Below are 22,127 nucleotides of genomic sequence, written 5' to 3'. Positions count from 1 at the left end.
CGCTGACGTTTCGGCTGGATTCACGACGCTGGCACCTGTGAACGTCCGCCTCCGCCGGAATGACGACAGGGCAAGGGGCAGTCGTTCCGTGTCTGCGCGTTGAATGCCGGTCCAGTCCAAGGGCTTTGCGCGCAGAGGACGCGAAGGACGCAGAGACGTCTTCGGACGCGGCAGCGTCTCGTCCGTCCAACGGGCGGCGGCATGACGCTACGATAGCGACTCCGCGCAAACCCCTCTGCGCGCTCTGCGTCCCCTGCGCGGACATCTTTTGGCAAAGGAAGGATGGTTCACGCGGAGGCGCGGAGGGGGTTTCCGAATGCGGCGTTGTGGTCGTCCTTCCACTGACCAGCGCCGTATTCGACAGCGCTCCGCACGAACCGACTCCCAGAATGATTCACGCGAAGGCGCGAAGGCGCGAAGGCGCGAAGGGCTATCGCCAGGCGATACCGGTCGCCCGATCCACCGACGCCGGTAACAGGAAAGGACGCTACCGCGTCCGGAACCCGCTTCTCGCCTCCGCGCCTTCGCGTGAATCAAACGCCTCAAACGGAACGGCGGTCACAGCCCCCTCCGCGTCTCCGCGCCTCCGCGTGAACCAATCCTCGCGATCCTAATGCGCGTGCGCCAGCCCGCATTCGGCATCGCGCTCGATCTGGATCGTCGCATGCCCGATCGCAAAGTCATGCTCCAGCCGCTCCGCCGTTTCGCTGAGAAACGGGTCGCCGGGATGGCCCGCTGGCATCACCAGATGCGCGGTCAGCGCGGTCTTGGTCGTGCTCATCGGCCAGATGTGCAGGTCATGCACCCGCTCGACGCCGGGCAGGCCGCGCAGCATCGCCTCGACCGCGCCGGCATCGACGCCCGGCGGCACCGCCTGCAACGCCAGCAGCAGCGATTCGCTGAGCAGCCCCCATGTCCCGATCAGGATCACCGCAACGACGATCAGGCTGACCAGCGGATCGATCCACGTGGCACCCGTCCACAGGATCACCAGCCCGGCGATCACCACCCCGGCCGACACCGCCGCATCGGCCGCCATGTGCAGATAGGCACCACGAATGTTCACGTCGCCATGCCGCCCGCGCGCGAACAGCATCGCCGTGCCAAGGTTCACCGCGATCCCCGCCAGCGCCACCCACACCACCGGCCAGCCATCGACCGGCCGGGGATCGCCCAGCCGCTGCACCGCTTCGAGCAGGATCGCGCCGACCGCCAGCAACAGCACCAGCGCATTGGCGAGTGCGGCGAGGATCGTCGACGCCCCCAGCCCATAGGTGAAGCGCGCCGACGCCGGCCGCTTGGCCAGTTCCGCCCCGCCCCACGCGATCAGCAGCCCCAGCACGTCGGACAGGTTATGCCCGGCATCGGCCAGCAGCGCGACCGAATTGGTCCAGAAGCCGGCCGCCCCCTCGACCACCACGAAGCCGAGGTTGAGCAGCGTGCCGATCAGGAACGCCCGCCCGAAATCGGCCGGAGCGTGGCTATGGCCGTGATGATGCCCATGCCCATGGTCGTGATGCGCGCCCATCAGCGCCGCCCCCGTCGCATATCGCCCGGCATCGCCCGGATCGTCAGCAGTTCGGCGCGGGTCAGCACCCCGTCGCCATTGCGATCGATCCGCGCAAAGATCGCCGCGATCCGCCCCTGCACCTCGGCCAGCGTGATGCGGTTGTCGTTGTCGCGATCGACCTCGAACGGGCCGGGCAGCGCGGCGCGGTCGCCCAGCCAGCGCTCGGCCCAGTCGGCATAGGCGATATAGCCGATCGTCGGCTGCCCCTTCGCCACCTCGGCAAAGCCGCGCGCGATGCCCGCCTCCGCCTCGGCGCGGGTGGTGCGCGCATCGCCATCGGCATCGAACCCCGCCAGCATCATGCCGACCGGCTCGACGACGACGGTCGCCGCCGCCGGCCGCTCGCCGGGGGGCAGGGGCGGTGGTGATACGGCCTGAAGGGCAAGGGCGAGGGCGACGATCATGCCTCCCCTCTGCCAGCTAGTCGGCGCGCTGGCCAGATGCGGGCAGCAGCAGCGACGCATCCCCGTACGAATAGAACCGATAGCCCTGCGCGATCGCATGCGCATAGGTCGCCTGCATCCGCTCGCGCCCCATTAGCGCCGAGACCAGCATAAACAACGTCGATCGCGGCAGATGGAAATTGGTCATCAACCCGTCGATCCCGCGAAAGCGATAGCCCGGCGTGATGAAGATCGCGGTGTCGCCCTCGAACGGCTGGACCTGCCCGTCCTCACCACAAGCGCTTTCGATCAGGCGCAGGCTGGTGGTGCCGACGGCGATCACCCGGTTGCCGCGCGCGCGCACCGCGTTCAGTCGCGCGGCGGTGGCGGCATCGATCCGCCCCCATTCGGCGTGCATCCGGTGGTCGTCGGTATCGTCGGCCTTCACCGGCAGGAAGGTGCCCGCGCCGACATGCAGCGTCAGCGTGGCATGCCCGATCCCCGCCGCTTCCAGCGACGCCATCAAGTCGGGTGTGAAGTGCAGTGCGGCGGTGGGCGCCGCCACCGCCCCGGCCTCGCGCGCGAACAGCGTCTGGTAATCCTCGGCATCGCGGGCATCCGCTCCACCGCGTTTGGCAGCGATATAGGGAGGCAGCGGCATGCGCCCGGCACGCTCCAGCAGCAGTTCGACCGGCTCGTCCCCGGCGAAGTCGAGCACGAAGCTGCCGTCGTCGCCGCGTTCGCCCGCCACCGCCGTCACGCCGTTACCGAAATCGATCGTGTCGCCGTCGCGCAGCCGCCGCCCGTTGCGCACGAACGCGCGCCAGCGCCGTGGACCCTCGCGCTTGTGGAGCGTCGCGCCGATCGTCGCCTCGCCGCGCCGTCCTTCCAGTTGCGCCGGAATGACCCGCGTGTCGTTGAAGACCAGCAGGTCTCCGGCACGCAGGCAGTCGGCTAAGTCGCCCACCCCCCGGTCGAGCGTGACGTCGCCGTCCAGCACCAGCATCCGCGCCGAATCGCGCGGGGCCGCCGGGCGCAGCGCGATGCGCTCGGCCGGCAGCTCGAAATCGAACAGGTCGACGTTCATGGAGCGGGTGAGAGCGTTACTTCGCCGGAGCGGGGCGGCGGGCAGGGGCCGTCCGGCGCGGCGCGGTGGCCGGCAGCGGCGCGACCGTCTCGGGCAGCGGAGCGACCGCGGCGGCTTGATACGGCGGCGGATTGTCGCTCGCCATATAGGCATGGACCACCCGCGTCGGGTTCGCCGGCGGTTCGCCGCGCTCGATCGTGTCGACATATTGCATGCCGTCGATCACCCGGCCGAACACGGTGTATTTCTTGTCGAGGCCAAGGCGCGGGGCAAGCATGATGTAGAACTGGCTGTTCGCGCTGTTCTCGTCATTGGCGCGCGCCGCCGCCACCGCGCCGCGCACGTGGGGGAGATAGTTGAACTCCTTTTCCACGTTCGGCAGCTTCGATCCGCCGGTGCCGTCGCCGGTCGGATCGCCGCCCTGCGCCATGAAACCCTCGATCACGCGGTGGAAGGTGAGGCCGTCGTAGAATTTCTCGCGGGTCAGCGTCTTGATCCGTGCGACCATCTTGGGCGCGACATCGGGGCGCAGCCACACCGTCACCCGCCCGCCGGTCGACAGGTCGAGCAGCCACAGATTGCGCGCGTCGGTGGTCGCAGGCGGCGGGGCGCGGCCGGGCACGTCGATGATCTGGGCAGCCGCCGGCCAGGCGAGGAGCGAGGCGACGAACGCGAACAGCAGGGCGAAGATACGCATGGATTTCCCGTTACACGCAAGGATGGGGAAGGAATATGGTCGCGTCGCATAGACCAAGTCATCGCGCCCGCCAATCCGAACATCGGGTGAGGCGGAAGAGGTCCGTCATTCCCGCGAAGGCGGGAATCCATACACGCCAACGTCCGGGCAGGGGCGCAAGCGTCGCGGCTATGGACTCCCGCCTTCGCGGGAATGACGAACTGGGGACTTGGAATAGAACCCCATCGCGCCGTGACGGCCCCCGATGCGGCCGACCGGACCGCCATCGACACCCGCCATACCCAAAAGGAGGTTGGCAAAGTCGCCCCGCGCCGTCTATCACCCGGTAAGACTGGACGGAACACCGTCTCGGTCCGGCGATGCCTACCGAAATGGGTGCGCCGGAGAGGGGCTTATACAGGGCGCGCACTCACGCGCCCGACGACAAGGGCGGTTGAATGGCGACTGACAACGATCAGCACGAGGCCACCGGCGGCGCGGCGGCGCTGGACGGCGCGCCCGAAAATCCGCGCCGGCGCGACTATCTCTCGATCGGGGCGGTCGCCTTCGCCGGGGTCGGCGCGGGCGTGATCGCGCTCCCGCTCATCAACCAGATGTCGCCTGCCGCCGACACGCTCGCGCTGTCGACGACCGAGATCGATCTGTCGTCGATCGAGCCGGGACAGGCGATCAAGGCCACCTTCCGCAAACAGCCGCTGTTCGTGCGCAACCTGACCCCGGCCGAGATCGCCGAGGCGAACGCGGTCGCGGTCAGCGACCTGCGCGATCCGCAGACGCTGGCCGAGCGGACCAAGGAGGGCAAGGCGAACTGGCTCATCACCTTGGGCGTCTGCACCCATCTGGGCTGCGTGCCGCTGGGCGCGGGCGAGGGTGAGAACAAGGGGCCGTTCGGCGGCTATTTCTGCCCGTGCCACGGGTCGGCCTATGACACCGCCGGGCGCATCCGCTCCGGCCCCGCGCCGCAGAACCTGCATGTCCCCGAATATGCGTTCACGTCCGACACCGTCGTGACGGTCGGCTGAGGAGAGAGACGATGAGCTTCCCCTGGGCCAAGCATTACGCGCCGAAGAACCCGCTGATGCAGTGGGTCGACGCCCGCCTGCCGCTGCCACGCCTCGCCTATAACGCGATCGGTGCTGGCTATCCGGTGCCGCGCAACCTCAACTATTTCTGGAACTTCGGCGTGCTCGCCGGGGCCGCGCTCGCGGTACAGATCATCACCGGCATCGTGCTGGCGATGCACTATGCGGCGAACGGCGCGGTCGCGTTCGATTCGGTCGAGCGCATCATGCGCGACGTGCCGTCGGGCTGGTTCCTGCGCTATGCCCACGCGAACGGCGCGTCGATGTTCTTCATCGTCGTCTACACCCATATCTCGCGCGGCATCTATTACGGGTCGTACAAGGCCCCGCGCGAGATGGTGTGGCTGCTCGGCGTCGTCATCTTCCTGCTGATGATGGCCACCGCCTTCATGGGCTATGTCCTTCCTTGGGGGCAGATGAGCTTCTGGGGGGCGCAGGTCATCACCGGCTTCTTCTCGGCGATCCCGGGCGTGGGCGAGACGGTGCGCGTGTGGCTCTTGGGCGGCTATGCGCCGGACAATGCCGCGCTGAACCGCTTCTTCTCGCTCCATTATCTGATGCCGTTCGTCATTGCCGGCGTCATCATCCTCCACATCTGGGCGCTGCACATTCCCGGCTCGAACAACCCGACCGGCGTCGAGGTGAAGGGCGAACAGGATACCGTTCCCTTCCACCCCTATTACACCGCGAAGGACGGCTTCGGGCTCGGCATCTTCCTGATCGTGTTCGCCTCGCTGATCTTCTTCGCGCCCAACCTGCTCGGCCACCCGGACAATTACATCCCGGCCAACCCGCTCTCGACCCCGGCGCACATCGTTCCCGAATGGTATTTCCTGCCGTTCTACGCGATCCTCAAGGCGTTCACCGTCGACTTCATCTTCCCCGCGAAACTGTGGGGCGTGCTGGCGATGTTCGGGTCGATCCTGCTGCTGTTCTTCCTGCCGTGGCTCGACAAGTCGCCGGTCAAATCGGCCAACTACCGCCCGACCTACCGCATCTTCCTGATCGTGCTGCTGCTCGACGTGCTGCTGCTCGGCTATCTGGGCGGGGCGGAAGCGTCGCCGGTGACGGTGCTGCTCAGCCAGATCGCGGCGGCCTATTATTTCGCGCATTTCCTCGTGATCCTGCCGATCGTCTCGGCGATGGAGCGTCCGCGCCCGCTGCCCAATTCGATCACCGAAGCGGTGTTGAAGGGCGAAGGCGGCACGTCGCCTGCGCAAACCGCCGCCCATGGTCATGCCACCCCGGCCGCGGCCGAGTAAGGATCTCAGATGCTGTCCTTCGCGTCTCGCTTCCTCGCCCGCAATCTCAACCTCGTCATCGGGGCGGGCTTCCTCTTTGCGCTGCTGCTCGGCATTTTCTCGACCGTCGGCGGCATGCTGACCGAGCATCCGGCCGAATCGGCCGAGCATGAATTCCACATTAAGGACATGCGCGACGCCGAGCTGCAATCGGCGGGCCTGTTCGGCACCTTCGACAAGCAGCAGCTCCAGCGCGGTTTCCAGGTCTACAAGGAAGTCTGTTCGGCCTGCCATTCGATCCGGCTGGTGTCGTTCCGCGATCTCGGCCAGCTCGGCTATGACGAGGGGCAGGTAAAGACGATCGCCACCGACTGGCAGATCGAACAGCCGAGCGTGAACCCGGAGACGGGCGAGCCGGCGACGCGCAAGAATCTGGCGTCGGACCGTTTCCCGCTGGTGTTCGCCAACGACGTCGCGGCGCGTGCCGCCAACAACAATGCGGTCCCGCCCGACCTGTCGCTGATGACCAAGGCGCGCGACGACGGTTCGAACTATGTCTATTCGCTGCTGACCGGCTACGGTCCGCAGCCGGCCGAGCTGCTCAAGAAATTCCCGCAGGCCAAGACGCCGCAGGGGCTGCACTACAACCCCTATTTCGCGACGCTGAATCTTGCGATGGCCCCGCCGCTGACGGCGGCCGATCAGGTCCAGTATCAGGACGGCACCCGCGCGACCGTGGATCAGATGGCGAAGGACGTCGCCGCGTTCCTGACGTGGACCGCCGAGCCGAACCTTGAAAAGCGCCATTCGGCGGGTCTGGCGGCGGTGATCTTCCTGCTGATCTTCACCGGTCTGGCCTTTGGTGCCTATCGCAACATCTGGCGCGGCATCAAACATTGAGCGGATTGGAGGACGCCGGGCGCGATGCGATCGCCCGGCGTATCCGCACCATTCCCGACTTTCCCAAACCCGGCATCCAGTTCCGCGACATCACCACGCTGATCCTCGATCCGCAGGGCCTGCGCCTCGCGGTCGACGGACTGGTGGCGATGGTTGACGGCCCGATCGATATGGTGGCGGGGATCGAGGCGCGCGGCTTCGTGTTCGCGCCCGCCGTCGCGCTGGCGCTGGGCGCGGGCGTGCTGCTGATCCGCAAGGACGGCAAGCTGCCCGGCGCGACCATCGCCGAGGATTATGCGCTGGAATATGGCACCGACCGGATCGCGATCCACGCCGACGCTTGCACGCCCGGCGCCCGCGTCCTGCTGGTCGACGATCTGATTGCCACCGGCGGCACCGCCCGCGCCGCCGTCCGCCTGCTACGCAAGGCTGGCGCGACCGTTGAACAGGCCGCGTTCGCGATCGACCTGCCCGATCTGGGCGGCGCCGACGCGCTCCGGGCGGATGGCATCGCCGTTTCGGCGCTGGTCGGCTTTCCGGGGCACTGACCGCCCGAGCCGTTTCAACGGCATATCAGCCCCAGAGCGATCATAACCCTCGCGTGAGGCCATTGGGCTGTAGTTCGCGCGAAGGCGCAAAGCAGGAAGAAGGAATGGTCGCGCAGAGGCGCTGAGGCGCTGAGGCGCTGAGGGGTTGGGTCGTGGCTGCTGCCCTGCCGCGTCAGCGGCCTTCGTCCTCGCAGCCCCGGACACCAACGTCTCCCGGACGCAAAGGAAGCGCCACCGGCGCAACCCCCCTGCGCCTCCGCGCCTCTGCGCGACCATCCTCTTCTTCCTTCGCGTCTCCACACCTTCGCGTGAACCAACGCCACCCGAACGAGTCGCTGTCCTACAACCCAGCTTCCATGCCAGTCTCCGGTCATGTCCGACGCGACTGCCACCAAGCGTCCGAAACGCACCAACCGCCGAAGCGTAAATTTCACCGTGGAAAAGTGTAAATCCGATCCTGCCCAAGTGTAAACTTACCGCCGTCCAAGTGTAAACTTCCGCAGCACATGCCGCCAAACGACCCTCTGTATTCAGACGCTATTCACCCCGAATCCACCACTGTTACGTATAACCTTTGTAAACTTTCGCCGCCCCGGCACCGCTGGAACCGTGTCGGCACCGGCTTCGTTCTTAACCATCATTCGCGGGCGCATTGCCCCGCGGTTCGGGAGCTTTCGCATGATCCAGCGGCTTCGCATGATCGCCTTGGCGATCGCGGCAGGTGTCGGCGTTTCGGCCTGCGTCTACGATGATTACGGCTATGGTGGCGTGTCGGTCGGCTATGGCGCCGGGGGATACGGCAATGGCGGCTATGGCTATTACGACGGCCTCGGCGGTCCGGGCTTCGGCGGGGGCGGCGCGTTCGGCGATCCCTATTGGGGCTGGTACGGCGACTATTATTATCCGGGCACGGGTTATTACGTCTACGACCGCTACCGTCGCCCGTTCCGTTGGAACGATCGCCAGCGCGACTATTGGAGCGGCAGGCGCGGCGCATGGCGTGGCGACCGGTTCGATCGTCCGCGCTGGGATAGCTGGGACCGGCCGCGCGGCGATTACGGCCGCCCCGGCTTCGATCGCCGTCCCGGGTTCCAGAACGTGCCGCGCGGCAGCAGCCAGTCGCCCTATCCCGGCCAGCGTCCCGGCTGGCAACGGCCCGATCGCGGCGCACCCGGAGCCGATCGTGGCACATGGCGTCGCCCGGACGGCGCGACGCCGGGCGCGGGTCGTGGCGGCTGGCGTCGTCCCGACGGTGCCACCCCCGGCGCGGGTCGCGGCGGCTGGCAACGTCCCGAAGGTGCCACCCCCGGTGCGCAAAGCTGGGGTGGCCGGCGCGGTCCAGACGGCGGCGGGCGTGGCAATCGTGGCGGCGGCGGCCGGCCCAACCGCGACTAGACGGGTCGGGTAGCGACCAGCAGGAGCGAGACGAAGGTCAGCACGACCTCGCCCTGCTGGTTGCGCACGTGCATCCGGCTGCGCACCCGCCCCATGTCGCTGCGCTTGGGCGTCGTTTCCTTTTCCAGCACCTCGGTTTCGCAGGTGAGGGTGTCGCCGGGATAGACCGGCCGCCGCCAGCGCAGCTCGTCGATCCCCGCCGCGCCTTGGCTCGCGATCGGGTTGCGTTCCAGTTCCTCGACCAGCATCGCCATGCTCATCGAACAGCTATGCCACCCGCTGGCCGACAGCCGCCCGAAATGGGTTGCGGCGGCGGCCTCGTCGGACAGGTGGAACGGTTGTGGATCATAGCGCCGGGCGAAGTCGAGCACCTCCTCGCGCGTCACCGCATAGCTGCCGAACCGGGCGGTCTCGCCGACCTGCATATCCTCGAAATAGCGCATCGCCGGAGTGTCCGCCCGAACCCGCCCCGCCGCAACCGCTATTTGAGGGCAGGGGCGAACACCGCCGCATCGCCGTCGAGGCTTGGGTCGGCCGCCATCCCCAGTACCCTGCGCAGCAGCGGGTGGATCGCGGTGTTGCGGAACGCCGGCAACCGCCCGGCGGCGCGAAACGCCGGTCCCCCGGCGACGAACAGCGCCTGCATCTCCGGCGCGGCGTCGTCATAGCCATGCGCGCCCTTGTCCGTATCCTTCACGGGCCGGGTCGCCAGCACGATCCAGCCGGGTTCGGCAAGGCACAGCCACGCCGGCACGCGCGGATGGGTGCCATAGCGCAACCGCGCCGGGATCGCCGCCTTGGGCCAGCACCGCATATGCGGCACCGGCCTAGACAGCGCGGCGGCCAGCACCGCTTGCCTGCCCGGCTGCGGCTCGATCGAGGCATAGGGGCCGGTTTCGATCGTGCGGAAGCTGTCCGCCGGGGCGATGGTGTCGAGCGCGATGAACTGCCCCGCCGGGGTCGCCGCCATGCCATGGTCGGCGACGACGATCAGATTGACCGGCTGACCCAGTTCCGCCAGCTCGCGCTGCAACCGCCCGATCTCGCTGTCGACCATGTGCATCGCCGCCCGCGTCGCCGGCGCATCGGGGCCATTGTCGTGCCCGGCAATGTCGACATCGTCGAAATACAGCGTCACGAAGCGCGGCCGGGTGGCGGCGGGACGTCGCAGCCAGTCGACCACCGCATCGACCCGCTTGGGTGCGGGAATGGCGCTGGCGAACGCCTGCCAGTCCGATGGGTAGCTTCCGCCGGCATAGACGCCGTGGTCGGCCTTGCCGCTGCCGCCCCAGCCGATCGTGCTGCCCGGCCAGAACATCGTGGCGCTGCGGATGCCGGCTTCTTCGGCGGCGATCCAGATCGGCTTGGCGGCGTTCCACCAGAACGGATCGTCGGTCGCCATGGTGAAGCGCTCGCCCGGCCGGGCGGCATCCTCCATGGTGTTGCCGACGATCCCGCTGCGGTCGGGCCGGACCCCGGTCGCCATCGTCCAGAAATTGGGAAAGGTCTTGGTCGGGAACGACGGCTGCATCGCCGCCGACACGCCCGCCGCCGCCAGCCGCGCGAGGTTGGGGGTGAGCCCGGCGGACAGATAGTCCTGCCGCGCGCCGTCGACCCCGATCAGGATCGTGACCGGTTCCCGCCGCTCGGGGGCGGCCCGCGCTGCCGGGCGCGGCGTGGCGGCACAACCGGCAAGCGCCGCCAGACCGAGGAACAGGGCAGGGATACGCATGACACAACTCACCGGAACAGGAGGCGAAGCCGCCCCGCTACTCCCGGCCCATGACAGCAATATGGCGTGATGCGCCGGGGGTCAGACGTTGAAGCGGAACAGCAGCACGTCGCCGTCCTGCACGACATATTCCTTGCCCTCGGCGCGCAGCTTGCCTGAATCGCGCGCGCCGCTCTCGCCCTTGTGCGCGACGTAATCGGGATAGGCGATCGTCTCGGCGCGGATGAAGCCGCGCTCGAAGTCGCTGTGGATCGCGCCCGCCGCCTGCGGTGCCTTGGCCCCGACCGGAATCGTCCACGCCCGGGCTTCCTTCGGCCCCACCGTGAAGAAGGTCAGCAGATGGAGCAGCGAATAGCCGGCGCGGATCACCCGGGCGAGGCCGGTTTCGGCCAGACCCAGATCGGACAGGAATTCGGCACGGTCGGCCGGCTCCATCGTCGCGATCTCCGCCTCGATCGCCGCCGAAACCACGACCGCCTCGGCACCTTCGGCCTTCGCCTTGGCGAACACCTTGGCCGACAGGTCGTTGCCCTCGGCGGCATCCTCCTCGTTCACGTTGCAGACGTAGAGAACGGGCTTGGCGGTCAGGAGTTGCGCCTGATCGAACAGCCGCTGCTCCTCCTCGTCCTTCACGTCGGTCAGCCGCGCGGGCTTGCCTTCGCGGAGCAGATCGAGCGCGCGACCGAGCACGGCGGCGGCGATCTTGGCTTCCTTGTCGCCCTGCTGGCCCTTCTTGGCCAGATTGGGAACGCGCTTCTCGAGGCTTTCGAGGTCGCTCAGCATCAGCTCGGTATCGACGGTATCGGCGTCGGCGATCGGATCGACCCGGTCGTCGACATGCTGGATGTCGTCATTCTCGAAACAGCGCAGGACGTGGACGATCGCGTCGACCTCGCGGATGTTGCCGAGGAACTGGTTGCCCAGCCCCTCGCCCTTCGACGCGCCGCGGACCAGTCCGGCGATGTCGACGAAGGCGAGTTGCGTCTCGATGATCTTCGCCGATCCGGCGATTCCCGCCAGCGTGTCGAGCCGCGGATCGGGCACCGCGACGTTGCCGACATTCGGTTCGATCGTGCAGAACGGGTAGTTGGCGGCCTGCGCCGCCTGCGTCTGCGTCAGCGCGTTGAACAGGGTGGACTTGCCGACATTCGGCAGGCCGACGATACCGCAGCGAAAACCCACTTGGCGCAATCCCGGTGATGATGGAAAGCCCGTGCCTTTAGCGGGTGATCCTCCGTTTTGCTACCAGCGATAGTTGAAGCTTACGCTGATCCGCTCGCCCTTGCCGGCATGCGGCAGGACCTCGTGGCGCAGCCAGCTTTCCCACAGCAGCAGCGTGCCTGGGTGCGGTCGTACCGTCTCGAACGTGCCCGGCCGGGTCGGGGCGGCCATCAACAGGCCGAGACGCGGGTCCTCGAACCGGATGCCGCCGGCACCCTCGGGCACCGCGACATAGAAGGTGCCCGACACGACACTGTGCGGATGCACATGCCCCGAATGACCGCCACCGGGTTTGAGCAGGTTGACCCACAGGCTGTCGAGCTTGAGCTTTCGCCCGGCCAGTTCCATGCCGCACTCGGCGGCGAACCTGGCGGCATGTTTGTCGAGCATGCGCTTCAGGTCGGCGAATACGGGATCGCGCAGCGGCAGGTCGTTGAGCGAGGCATAGGAGGTATAGCCGCGATAGCCATGTTCCTTCGACCAACCGTGCCCGGCGCGATCCTCCTGTGCCAGCGCGCGGACCGAGGCGTCGAGCTCCTCGATCAGCCCGGCGTCGTCGATAGCGGCTTCATAGAGCGTGGTCGGGAACAGGGCACGGCTGGTCATGGCTGGAGCGCTTGCCCCAATCGCCGTCCCAAGGAAAGGGTTAGCGCCGGTGCGCCGACAGGAACGTCCACAGCGCGTCATTGTCGACGACCCAGCGATGGCCACCACCGACGGTGATCCGCCCGACGACGTCCGCCCCACCGCGACAGCCGGTGTAGCGCTCCTCATACACGGTCGCGGCGACCCGGCGGGTGGTGGGCGGCGCGGTACAGCCGTTGATCGTCGCCCAGCGCTGCTCGGCGGCGTGCATCGAATAGGACCAGTAGGATGCGCCGCCGCCGGCGATCGGGTTGGTCGTATCGGCATCGCCGGCAAAGGCGATCACCGGGACGGGGCGGGCAGGATGGCAGGTCGCGGGATCGGGCCGGCGAGGATCGCTTGCCAGCGGATTGCCGGCGCGCAGGCCCACGACCGGGGCGATCGCCGCGAACCGACCGGCGGCGACGCAGCCGAGCCACGACGTCATCCGCCCGCCGCCCGACAGGCCGGTCACATAGACCCGCGCGCGATCGACGCAGCCGGCACGGACTAGCCGGTCGATCATCGCGCCGAGGAACGCCACGTCATCGGGAGCATCGGGTCCGGGCACCGTTCCCGCGACGGTCGGCACGCCGGGAATGTTCCAGACATAGCCCTGTTCATGCACGATCCCGGCGTCGGGCGCGACGACGAGGAAGCCATGGCGATCGGCGCTATCGCCCAGCCGGGAGTTGCGCAAAAGCGCCGCGCCGGTACCGCCGCTGCCGTGCAGGAGCAGGACGAGCGGAAGCGGGCGGTTCGGGACTGCCGATAATGGCCGGTGCATCGCCGTCGTCCGTCCGGTCGTACCCGTCGCGACCGAGACGATCGTCCCCGCAGTGCATTGCGGCGCGGCCGTTGCCGGAACGGCGCACAGCGCGAGAAAAAGTGCGACGATGAAACAGGATATGCAGAGCATGGCCATGCTTCTCGCCGATGGTCGACGTGGTGGCAATCCTTGCCCGTCGAGGCGGACCGGCGCAACGCACCCATTATAGCTCGATTATCGTCTCCATTTCGCGATCAAAATAGTCATGGCCTTGTCGGATCGTACATCTTATCCCTTCCGCTGGAGCGATCGTGGCGGTGGGTGCACCGTGCGGGAGTCGAAACGGGGACAGATGCGGCAGCTCGTGGTGCTGGGCGTACGGGGGATTCCTGCGGCCCATGGCGGCTTCGAAACATTCGTCGAAGTCCTGGCGCCGTATCTGGTCGGCATCGGCTGGGACGTACTGGTCTATTGTCAGGGCAGCGAGCGCGACACGCGGTTCGAAGACGAGTGGAACGGTATCCGGCGCGTGCATATCCCGGTGACGGCGAAAGGCCCGATCGGCACGGTCGAGTTCGACATCAAGGCGACGGCGGACGCGCTGCGCCGACCGGGCGTGCTACTGACGCTCGGCTACAATACCGGCTTCCTGTGTTTCAAGACTGCCGCCTTCCGCCGCAGGAACCTCGTCAACATGGACGGGCTCGAATGGAAGCGCGCCAAATACCGGTGGGCGCACCGGATCTATCTCTGGATCAACGAGCGACTGGCGGCGATGGCGGCGACCCGGTTGATCGCCGATCATCCCGCGATCGCCGACCATCTCGCCCGTCATACGTCGCGGCGGCGGATCACCACGATCCCCTATGGCGCCGAATCGATCGAGACGGCCGATCCCGCCCTTCTCGCGCCCTTCGATGTCGAGCCCGATCGCTATTTCACGCTGATCGCCCGGCCCGAGCCCGAAAATTCGGTACTGGAGATCGTGCGCGGTTTCTCGGCCCGGCCGCGCGGGTATCGGCTGATCCTGCTCGGCACCTATTGCCGCAGCAATGCCTATCAGGCCGCCGTGCTCGATGCCGCCGGCAGCGAGGTCGTGTTCGCCGGTGCAATCTATGACAAGGCGATCCTGCGGGCGTTGCGGTTCCATTGTTTCGCCTATCTCCACGGACACCGGGTCGGCGGAACCAACCCGTCGCTCGTCGAGGCGCTGGGGGCGGGCAATGCGGTGATCGCGCACGACAATCGCTTCAACCGCTGGGTGTGTGGCGACGCCGGACGCTTCTTTGCGACCGCGGAGGAATGCGATGCTGCGATCGAGGCGTTGATCGCGGCCCCTGCGCAGCGATCGGCGATGCGATCGGCGGCAAGGGCGCGTTGGCAGGCGGACTTCACATGGGACTCGGTTCTGGCGCAGTATGCGGCGCTGCTCGCCGAATTTGCCGAGCGTGCCGTGAAGCGCTAGACAAAATTGGGTCGCGTCGGAACCAATTGCTGATTCGTCGAACGACGCGCCGACGTTTCCCGAACAACCAATGCCGACGTGGAGTGAAGATCGTCATGGAGCCGTCGGGCGCGAGCAGCCGCTTGTTCGAGCAATTGCAGGTCGGGGCACGGCGTGAAACCGTGACCGGGGGCTATGTCGACCTGCGCGACCAGATGCTGCGCGTCGCGGCCGTCGCCTTCCTCGTCATGGTGGTCTTGGCGCCGCTCATGACGTTGAACGAGGCCAGCCTGACCGGTGCCGGCAGTATCTATCGTCAGACCAGCTACCTCGTCATTCTGGGCATGGCGCTGTGGGCGGTCCGGCCGCTGGAACAGGGCCTCGGCATCATCGCCATTCCCTGGCCGATCCTGCTCGCGCTCGGGTGGTGCTATCTCAGCCTTTTCTGGGCGATCGATCCCGACATCGGTTTCCGGCGCCTGTTGCTGACCACGATCGCGATCTGGACGGTGTTCGTCTTGGTGAAGTTCGGTGGCGATCGCGTGATGATGGATATTTTGCGCGGCGCACTCGTCGTCGCCCTGGTTGTCAATTATTTCGTCGTGTTCAATGATCCAGTAGTCGGCGTCCACTTGCAAACGGATGCCAACACGTTAACCGCGCTGGTCGGAAACTGGCGCGGCATCATGGCGCACAAGAACTTTGCCGGTGCGGCATCGGCGATCCTGATCCTGCTGTTCCTGTTCGACGCCAAACGGATTCCGGCGATATTGCGCATCGTCGTGATCGTCGCCGCCGGCTATTTCCTGTTCAGGACCCAGTCGAAGACGTCGGCCGGCATGGTCGCCATGGCGATCCTGACCGGATGGATGTTCCAGACGCTGACCCGTCGGCTGCGCAACTATCTCGTCCCGATCACCATGATCGTCGGTGCTACGATCTGGGTGATGACGAGCGCCTATCGCGACGTGCTGGAGCTCAACTATCTCGAACCGCGGGCCTTTACCGGGCGGGGGCAGATCTGGGCGGTGCTGGCCCGCTATGCCGGGGACAATCTGGTCACGGGTGCCGGGTTCGGATCGTTCTGGAACATCGGCGGCAACAGCCCGGTGTATCGCTATGCCGTTGGGTTTCCGACGCTCGTGTCGGTCGGGCACAACGGTTATCTCGATCTGCTCGTGACGGTCGGCGTGCCCGGCCTGTGCCTGATCGTGTTCGCGATGATCGTCTGGCCGGTGTGGCGGTTGTTGTCGAGCACCCGAATCACTGCGGCGCGGGGCGCGTTGCTGACCGCGCTGATGCTGTTCTGTCTGGGGCACAACGTCACCGAGAGCAGCATCTTCGAGCGTGACGCGCTGGTCGGGGTGCTGATGATGTTCGCGGTCGCCTTCGCGCAATATGCGACGCCCGATGTCGATCAGCGCCGGACCAAACGCGATGTCGGCGACGACGTGCTGCGCACGATGCGCCGGCGTCGGCGGGGCGGGGCGAAGCTCGCCTGATGCCGCCGCTGGAAGGTTCGCATTCGCCGGTCGCGATCGAGGACCGGGAGGCCGATACCGCGCCGCTGACCATCGGCATCAAGGCGCTGAACGAAGAACGCCATATCGCCGCCTCGCTCGAAAGCGCGCTGGCGGCGGTGGCACTGGTCGGTGGCGAGGTCGTGCTTGCCGACAGCGGATCGACCGACGCGACGATCGCCATCGCCCGGCGCTATCCGGCGGTGCGGATCGTGCAACTCGCCGATCCGGCACAGCGATCGTGCGGGACCGGCGCGCAACTGGCCTTTCAGGCGGCGCGCGGGCGGTATTTCTACCTGCTCGACGGTGACATGGTGCTCGACCCCGCGTTCGTAGCTGCCGGTATCGCGTTTCTCGAAGCCAATCCCGGCCATGCCGCCGTCGGCGGCATCGTCCGCGAGGCCGAAACCAGCAGCATCGAATTCCAGATTCGCCAGCGCAACGACCGTGAAAAGGGCAGCGCGATCAGCGGCGACGTCGACCGGCTCGACTGCGGCGGGCTGTACCGGAGTGCGGCGGTGCGCAGCGTCGGCTGGTTCGCCGACCGCAACCTGCACGCCTTCGAGGAATATGAACTGGGTGCGCGGCTGCGCGCCGCAGCGTGGAAGCTCGCCCGGCTTGGCGTGCATGCAGTCGACCATCATGGCCATGCGACCGGCGGCTATCGCCTGCTGTGGCGGCGGATTCGCAGCGGCTATGCCGGCGGGGCGGGCGAGGTGCTGCGCGCGGCGCTGGTCGGTCCGCACCGGCGGGCAGTGCTGCTCGGCTTCAGCAATCTGCGCCATGCCGCCGTCGTCGTGGTCTGGTGGCTGGTACTGGTGGCGCTGCTGTTCTCCGGCAAATTCGTCGCCACCGGGATCGTGCTGCTGCTGCCGGCGCTGTTCCTGTCGTGGCGGCGCGGGGGGGGGCGCCACGGGCTGTATTCGCTGGCGACGTGGAATGTCATCGCCATCGGGTTGCTGCAAGGCATCGTGCGCCGCCGCCTGCCGCCCGATCAGGCGATTCCGGCGCGGACAATCGCGCCCGACGCGCTTCCTTGACCGGCCGGCGATTTGCGACAAGGGGAGACGGCATGACCCGCGACCAGGTAATCGAGCGACTGACCGACGTATTGATCGACACGTTCGACGATGACGACCTCGTCTATCGCGAGGATCTGACCGCGCGCGACGTGGGCGGATGGGACAGCCTCAGCAACATCCGCTTCATGGTCGCGGTGGAGCAGGCGTTCGGCACGCGGCTGACGATCGCCCAGTGGCAGTCGATGGCGCGGGTCGGCGATCTGGTCGATCTGCTGACCCCCACCGCCTGACCGCACGCGGCGGGGGCGGCGTGGCGTTCAATTCCGACGGCTATCTGCTGCTGTTCCTGCCGCTGGTGGTGCTTTGTCACTGGCTGGCGGTCGCGGCATTCGGGGTGCGCGCGCGCGCGCCGGTGCTGATCGTCGCGACGCTCGCTTTCTATACGCTGGCGGCGGCTTGGGCGCTGCCGGTCCTGCTCGGATCGGTCGTTGGCAACTGGCTGTTGTCGCGGGCGATCGTCCGCAGTACCGGGGCCACGCGGCATCGCTGGGTGACGTTCGGAGTGGTCGCCAATGTCGCCGTGCTGTTCGGCGTCAAATATGGCGCCTTCCTCGGCAGTAATCTGCCGGCGATCGTCGGCGGCAATGCCTTTCTCGTCACGATCGCCCTGCCGCTCGGTATTTCCTTCTTCACCTTTCAACAGGTCGCGTTCCTCGTCGATACCGCGCGCGAGCGCACCGGACCGGCGAAGCCGCTGTCCTATGCCGCCTCGATCCTGTTCTTCCCGACGATCGTCTCCGGCCCGATCACCTATTTCCGTGAGTTCGCGCCGCAACTGGAAGCACCCGCCGATCGGGCACGGGTTCCCGCCGATCTGCTCGTCGGGCTTGTCCTGCTGTCGATCGGGCTGTTCAAGAAGGTCGTGATCGCCGACACGCTGGCCTTGTGGGTCGATCCGCTGTTCGCCGGTGCGGCGAGCGGCGAGACGACGGGGGCTGCTGTGGCATGGGGCATGACGCTCGGCTATCTGATGCAGCTCTACTTCGACTTTTCGGGCTATAGCGACATGGCGATCGGTGCCGCGCGGATGATGGGGGTGCGGCTGCCCGCCAATTTCCATTCGCCACTGCGCGTGACCAGTATCATCGACTGGTGGCGGCGGTGGCACATGAGTCTGGGCCGGTTCGTCGGCGACTATATCTTCCAGCCGCTGGCGCTGCCGCTCACCCGTTTCGCCGCGACCCGCCGCATGGGGCGCCAGGCGATGCAGGCGTGGGGCGTATTGCTGCCGACCTTCTGTTCAATGTTCGTGATCGGGGCGTGGCACGGCGGGAACTGGACGTTCATCGTGTTCGGCCTGCTCCATGCCAGCTACATGGTCGTGGCGGAAAGCTGGCGCTTCGCTTGGCGCAAGCGCCGCAAGGGGCGGGTAACGCGGTGGTGGCACGGCCTGCTCGGCAATCAATTGACGCTGTTGGCGGTGCTCGTCGCGCTGGTGCCGTTCCGCGCCGCCGACATGACGACCGCGCGGCATCTGTGGCAGTCGATGATCGGTGCCGGATCGGGCACGGCCAACCTGCCGCTACTCCCCGCCGCCGGGTGGAGTGCGTTCGCCGCCCTCATCGCGCTGGCGCTCGCGATCTGCTGGATGCTGCCCAATTCGATGCAGTGGCTCGACCGGTTCGAGCCCGTGCTCGACTGGCGCGGCTGGCGCGGGGTGTCGGTGCCGGCGATCCGCCTGACGTGGGCGCCGACCGCCGGCTGGGCGATCGTTACCGCCATTATGCTGTTCCCTGCGCTGGCGTTGATCGCGCGCGGATCGGGCAGCTTCGTGTATTTCGGCTATTGATCCCGCGATGACCACCGACGCCGCCCCCGAACCGATCGCCCCGCGCCGGGTGTTGCGCATATTGGCGGTGATGGCCGCGACGATCGTCCTCGCGCTGGGCGCGACGCTGGCGCTGCCGTTCGATCGCTATCTTGCGTGGCAGGCGGCATCGGGCACGCAGATGTTCCATGCGCGTTGGATCTACGAACGCATCGTCTTCGACCGCACGCCGATCGAGGTCGCGGTGATCGGATCGTCACGGCTGGAATCGGGGATCAGTCCCGCCATTCTCTCGGCCGACCTGTCGCGCCGCCTCGGCCGGTCGGTGCCGGTCGCCAATCTGTCGCTGGTGATGCCCGGCCGCGACTTTACCGCCACAACGGTGCGGCTGCTGCTCGAGCATCATCCGGAAGTGCGGCTGATCCTGCTGACCGATGACGGCGACATCGTCAATTCGCACCCGATGTTCCGCGAAACCGCCAGCGCCCGCGACCTGCTGGCCGCGCCGGCGCTGGTGAACGGCAGCTATCTGCCGAACCTGCTGGCGCTGCCGTACCGCAACCTGACCAACGTTGCGCAGCAGGTCTGGCCGGCGGCGTTCGGCATCACCCGCCGGTTCGATTCCGCCGCCTATGCCGGGGCGGGGCTCGACCGCACACTCGGCTACCGCGTGCCGGGTGGCGAATCGATCAACGGCGATCTCCACCGCCCCGCGCCTGAGTTGGCGGCGATGAGCCGCGCGGCGGTCGCGCGGCAGGTGGCGGGGCTGCGCTGGACCCGCTGGCTGCCTGACGACCGGCGGCTGGCGGTCGACCGCCACTATGTCGCGACGATCGCCGCCGATGCACGCGCAAAGGGCGTCCGCGTCGCGTTCCTCAAGCTGCCGCTTTATGGCCCGGTCCAGTCGCCCGGCGAGGACCGCGCCTATCGCGCGATCGGCCCGGTATTCGCCTTCCGCGACCTGTCGCGCGATCCGACGCTGTACCAGAGCGCGGCGCACCTCAATCGTCGCGGCGCGGAACAGGCATCGGTGCGGGTGGCGGCGGCGGTCGCGCCGTTGCTGGCGGGGGCGGCACGATGACCGGCGGGATCTGGTTCGCGACGACCCATTCGGCGGCCGGTGGTCTGCGCGAATTGTGGAACGATGTCAGCCAAGGGCTGGCGGCGCGGGGCCACGATGTCGGCTGCTTCGCGCTCTATCCCGCCGAATCATGCCTCGAAGCGCCCGATGACGGGACCCGGCCATGGGAGCATGTCGTGCCATGGCGTCCGGCGGGCGGTCGCGATCTGCCCCGGTTGTTGTTCGCACTGGTCGGCTGGCTGCGGCGACAGCGTCCGGCGGCGGTGGTGACGGCGATGCCGCTCGCCAATGTGCTGATGCCGGTCGCGGTGACGTTGGCGCGGGTGTCGACACGGGTCTATCCGTCGCACCATTCGCCGACCGATACCGATCACGCCGGGATCGACCGGATCGACGACTGGACCGGTTGCCTGCCCTGTGTCGCTTCGGTCATCAGCGTTTCCGACGCGGTCGGGGCGTCGCTCGCCGGGAAACCGGGGTGGCACCGCGCCAAACGGCGGACGATCCACAACGCGCTGCCCGTGGGTGTCGAACGCGCGATCGACGCCGCCCCGCGCACCGGTGGTGACGGACATCATGTCGTCGCGGTCGGCCGGCTGACCGCGCAGAAGAATTATCCGCTGCTCCTTCGCGCGATGGCGCTGGTCGGACAGGCGACGCTGACGATCGTCGGCGGCGGCGAGGACGAAGCGATGCTCCGCGCGCTGGCCGATCGCGAGGGGGTCGCCGACCGCGTCCATTTCACAGGGCAAGTGACGCGCGGCGAAGCGCTGGTCCATGCCGCCGCCGCCGACCTGTTCGTGCAGGTCAGCCTGTTCGAAGGCCATAGCCTCGCGCTGATCGAAGCCGCCCGGTTCGGCCTGCCGCTGATCGTGTCGGACATTCCGGTGCAGGTCGAGGGGATTACCGATGCCGCCGGCACGCGCTGTGGCGTGATCGTCCCGCTGGACGATTCCACAGCGCTCGCCGCCGCGATCACCCGGGTGCTGGACGATCCGGTGCTCCGTGCCGATCTTGCCGCCAAAGCCAGTACGCTCGGCCATGCCGCATCCAACCGGGCGATGATCGATGCCTATGAAGCGCTGCTCGTCCCCGGCCACGGTCTTGCCGACGGACAAGGGGCATGACAAAGCGGTACGGACGGACAGCGGGCGGGGGCGGCAACGATGGCTGAGGCGGCTTCGGGTTCCGGCAGGCCGGATACGCTGACGATCGGCGGCCTGCCGATCGCCCGGCTGACCCGGCCCGAACTCGCCGCGCGGATGAGTGCCGATGTCGCGGCCGCCCGCGCCGGAACGCTCGAGCGGCCGCGTATCGTCACGTCGGCCAACGGCAGCGTCGTGGCGGCCTATCACCTCGACCCCGCGTTCCGTCGATCACTCGACGCCGCAGACATCATCGATGCCGACGGCATGCCGCTGGTGTTCGCCAGCCGGCTGCGCTGCCGCCATCCGCTGACCGAGCGGACCGCGACGACCGATTTCCTGCTCGATGCGGCGCAGGCGGCGGCCGAACAGGGGATACGCTTTTATTTCCTCGGCGCGCGGCCGGGGGTCGCGGCGCGCGCGGCGGAGCATCTGCGCAGCCGCTTTCCGGCGCTCCAGATCGTGGGCACGCGATCGGGTTATTTCCCGCCTGACCGGCTGGAGGCGATCTGCGATCGCATCGTCGCGGCGCGGACCGACGTGCTGTGGCTTGCGATGGGCAGCCCGTTACAGGAACGGATCGCAGTCGAGATGCGCGACCGGCTGCCCGGCGTCGCATGGGTCCGCACCTGTGGCGGGCTGTTCGACCATTACGGCGGCGGCGTATCGCGCGCGCCGGCATGGATGCAGGCGGTCGGGCTCGAATGGATCTACCGCGCGGCGCGCGATCCATGGCGGCTGGGGCGGCGTTATCTTGTGACCAGTCCGATTGCCCTCTATCATCTGGCGCTCAAGACTCATGACTGACGAACGGACGACCCCGCGCCGCAGGCCCGCC

General features: G+C 67.6%; 22 protein-coding genes. 13 read left to right on the top strand and 9 right to left on the bottom strand.

Annotated features, from left to right (window positions below; all coding sequences use genetic code 11):
• Window positions 1-610 precede the first annotated feature (610 nt).
• Genes LRA89_RS15195 through LRA89_RS15180 form a run of 4 tightly spaced genes read right to left on the bottom strand, consistent with a single transcriptional unit; the run spans window position 611 to window position 3,737 of the window.
• Complete coding sequence (locus tag LRA89_RS15195; RefSeq protein ID WP_230771473.1) at window positions 611-1,528, bottom strand: cation diffusion facilitator family transporter; 918 nt, start codon at window positions 1,526-1,528, stop codon at window positions 611-613.
• Window positions 1,528-1,974 carry an EF-hand domain-containing protein gene (locus LRA89_RS15190; RefSeq protein WP_230771471.1) on the bottom strand — a complete coding sequence of 149 codons (447 nt, stop codon included), beginning with the start codon at window positions 1,972-1,974 and terminating at the stop codon, window positions 1,528-1,530. The genes LRA89_RS15195 and LRA89_RS15190 overlap by 1 nt, the downstream gene beginning before the upstream one ends.
• 16 nt (window positions 1,975-1,990) lie before the next feature.
• On the bottom strand, window positions 1,991-3,040 hold the full coding sequence (gene queA / locus LRA89_RS15185) for a tRNA preQ1(34) S-adenosylmethionine ribosyltransferase-isomerase QueA (protein WP_230771469.1): 1,050 nt from the start codon (window positions 3,038-3,040) through the stop codon (window positions 1,991-1,993).
• Between the two features lie 16 nt (window positions 3,041-3,056).
• Entirely contained in the window at window positions 3,057-3,737 is a 681-nt protein-coding gene (locus LRA89_RS15180; protein ID WP_230771467.1) for a peptidylprolyl isomerase, read from the bottom strand.
• Window positions 3,738-4,174: 437 nt separating this feature from the next.
• Here LRA89_RS15180 and petA point away from each other — a divergent pair, with 437 nt between their 5' ends.
• The 5 genes from petA to LRA89_RS15155 all read left to right on the top strand — a co-directional run bounded on the left by petA (window position 4,175) and on the right by LRA89_RS15155 (window position 8,903).
• Window positions 4,175-4,759 carry a ubiquinol-cytochrome c reductase iron-sulfur subunit gene (gene petA / locus LRA89_RS15175; protein ID WP_055758552.1) on the top strand — a complete coding sequence of 195 codons (585 nt, stop codon included), beginning with the start codon at window positions 4,175-4,177 and terminating at the stop codon, window positions 4,757-4,759.
• An 11-nt stretch (window positions 4,760-4,770) separates the two neighbouring features.
• Window positions 4,771-6,081 (top strand): cytochrome b, encoded by a 1,311-nt coding sequence (locus tag LRA89_RS15170; protein ID WP_056492007.1) that lies wholly within the window; start codon window positions 4,771-4,773, stop codon window positions 6,079-6,081.
• A 9-nt stretch (window positions 6,082-6,090) separates the two neighbouring features.
• Window positions 6,091-6,960 (top strand): cytochrome c1, encoded by an 870-nt coding sequence (locus LRA89_RS15165; RefSeq protein ID WP_230771464.1) that lies wholly within the window; start codon window positions 6,091-6,093, stop codon window positions 6,958-6,960.
• Window positions 6,957-7,508, top strand: coding sequence for an adenine phosphoribosyltransferase (locus LRA89_RS15160; protein WP_230771462.1), 552 nt, complete (start codon window positions 6,957-6,959; stop codon window positions 7,506-7,508). The genes LRA89_RS15165 and LRA89_RS15160 overlap by 4 nt, the downstream gene beginning before the upstream one ends.
• Window positions 7,509-8,186: 678 nt before the next feature.
• A complete protein-coding gene (locus tag LRA89_RS15155; protein WP_230771460.1) occupies window positions 8,187-8,903 on the top strand; it encodes a hypothetical protein in 717 nt (238 codons plus the stop codon).
• Here the strand turns inward: LRA89_RS15155 and LRA89_RS15150 are convergent.
• From LRA89_RS15150 to LRA89_RS15130, 5 genes are all read right to left on the bottom strand, one after another.
• Complete coding sequence (locus tag LRA89_RS15150; protein ID WP_230771458.1) at window positions 8,900-9,346, bottom strand: MaoC family dehydratase; 447 nt, start codon at window positions 9,344-9,346, stop codon at window positions 8,900-8,902. The two genes, LRA89_RS15155 and LRA89_RS15150, sit on opposite strands and share 4 nt — an antisense overlap.
• Before the next feature lie 38 nt (window positions 9,347-9,384).
• On the bottom strand, window positions 9,385-10,635 hold the full coding sequence (locus LRA89_RS15145) for an alkaline phosphatase family protein (protein ID WP_230771456.1): 1,251 nt from the start codon (window positions 10,633-10,635) through the stop codon (window positions 9,385-9,387).
• 81 nt (window positions 10,636-10,716) lie between these two features.
• On the bottom strand, window positions 10,717-11,817 hold the full coding sequence (gene ychF, locus LRA89_RS15140; RefSeq protein ID WP_230771454.1) for a redox-regulated ATPase YchF: 1,101 nt from the start codon (window positions 11,815-11,817) through the stop codon (window positions 10,717-10,719).
• A gap of 60 nt (window positions 11,818-11,877) precedes the next feature.
• The gene (locus tag LRA89_RS15135; protein WP_230771452.1) at window positions 11,878-12,462 is read right to left on the bottom strand and encodes a TIGR02466 family protein; all 585 of its coding nucleotides are present in this window, start codon (window positions 12,460-12,462) and stop codon (window positions 11,878-11,880) included.
• A 40-nt stretch (window positions 12,463-12,502) separates the two neighbouring features.
• Window positions 12,503-13,399 carry an alpha/beta hydrolase family esterase gene (locus tag LRA89_RS15130; protein WP_230771450.1) on the bottom strand — a complete coding sequence of 299 codons (897 nt, stop codon included), beginning with the start codon at window positions 13,397-13,399 and terminating at the stop codon, window positions 12,503-12,505.
• Window positions 13,400-13,601: 202 nt separating this feature from the next.
• On the opposite strand from LRA89_RS15130, the gene LRA89_RS15125 reads away from it, so the two are divergent.
• The 8 genes from LRA89_RS15125 (at window position 13,602) to LRA89_RS15090 (ending at window position 22,096) form a co-directional block, all read left to right on the top strand.
• Window positions 13,602-14,714, top strand: a complete 1,113-nt coding sequence (locus LRA89_RS15125; protein ID WP_230771448.1) for a DUF1972 domain-containing protein — start codon at window positions 13,602-13,604, stop codon at window positions 14,712-14,714.
• Between the two features lie 83 nt (window positions 14,715-14,797).
• Window positions 14,798-16,195: an O-antigen ligase family protein gene (locus LRA89_RS15120; protein WP_230771446.1), complete on the top strand. Its 1,398-nt coding sequence runs from the start codon at window positions 14,798-14,800 to the stop codon at window positions 16,193-16,195.
• Window positions 16,195-17,253 (top strand): glycosyltransferase family 2 protein, encoded by a 1,059-nt coding sequence (locus tag LRA89_RS15115; RefSeq protein ID WP_230771443.1) that lies wholly within the window; start codon window positions 16,195-16,197, stop codon window positions 17,251-17,253. The genes LRA89_RS15120 and LRA89_RS15115 overlap by 1 nt, the downstream gene beginning before the upstream one ends.
• Window positions 17,254-17,285: 32 nt before the next feature.
• Window positions 17,286-17,525 carry an acyl carrier protein gene (locus LRA89_RS15110; protein ID WP_230771441.1) on the top strand — a complete coding sequence of 80 codons (240 nt, stop codon included), beginning with the start codon at window positions 17,286-17,288 and terminating at the stop codon, window positions 17,523-17,525.
• Between the two features lie 20 nt (window positions 17,526-17,545).
• Window positions 17,546-19,084, top strand: coding sequence for an MBOAT family O-acyltransferase (locus tag LRA89_RS15105; RefSeq protein WP_230771439.1), 1,539 nt, complete (start codon window positions 17,546-17,548; stop codon window positions 19,082-19,084).
• Between the two features lie 7 nt (window positions 19,085-19,091).
• The gene (locus LRA89_RS15100; protein WP_230771437.1) at window positions 19,092-20,144 is read left to right on the top strand and encodes a hypothetical protein; all 1,053 of its coding nucleotides are present in this window, start codon (window positions 19,092-19,094) and stop codon (window positions 20,142-20,144) included.
• A complete protein-coding gene (locus LRA89_RS15095) occupies window positions 20,141-21,271 on the top strand; it encodes a glycosyltransferase (RefSeq protein ID WP_230771435.1) in 1,131 nt (376 codons plus the stop codon). The genes LRA89_RS15100 and LRA89_RS15095 overlap by 4 nt, the downstream gene beginning before the upstream one ends.
• A 39-nt stretch (window positions 21,272-21,310) precedes the next feature.
• Window positions 21,311-22,096 carry a WecB/TagA/CpsF family glycosyltransferase gene (locus LRA89_RS15090; RefSeq protein ID WP_230771432.1) on the top strand — a complete coding sequence of 262 codons (786 nt, stop codon included), beginning with the start codon at window positions 21,311-21,313 and terminating at the stop codon, window positions 22,094-22,096.
• The last annotated feature ends 31 nt before the right edge of the window (window positions 22,097-22,127 follow it).

This window comes from Sphingomonas sp. Leaf4, assembly GCF_920939515.1.
Lineage (GTDB): Bacteria > Pseudomonadota > Alphaproteobacteria > Sphingomonadales > Sphingomonadaceae > Sphingomonas.
This window is presented reverse-complemented; position numbering and strand designations above follow the sequence as displayed.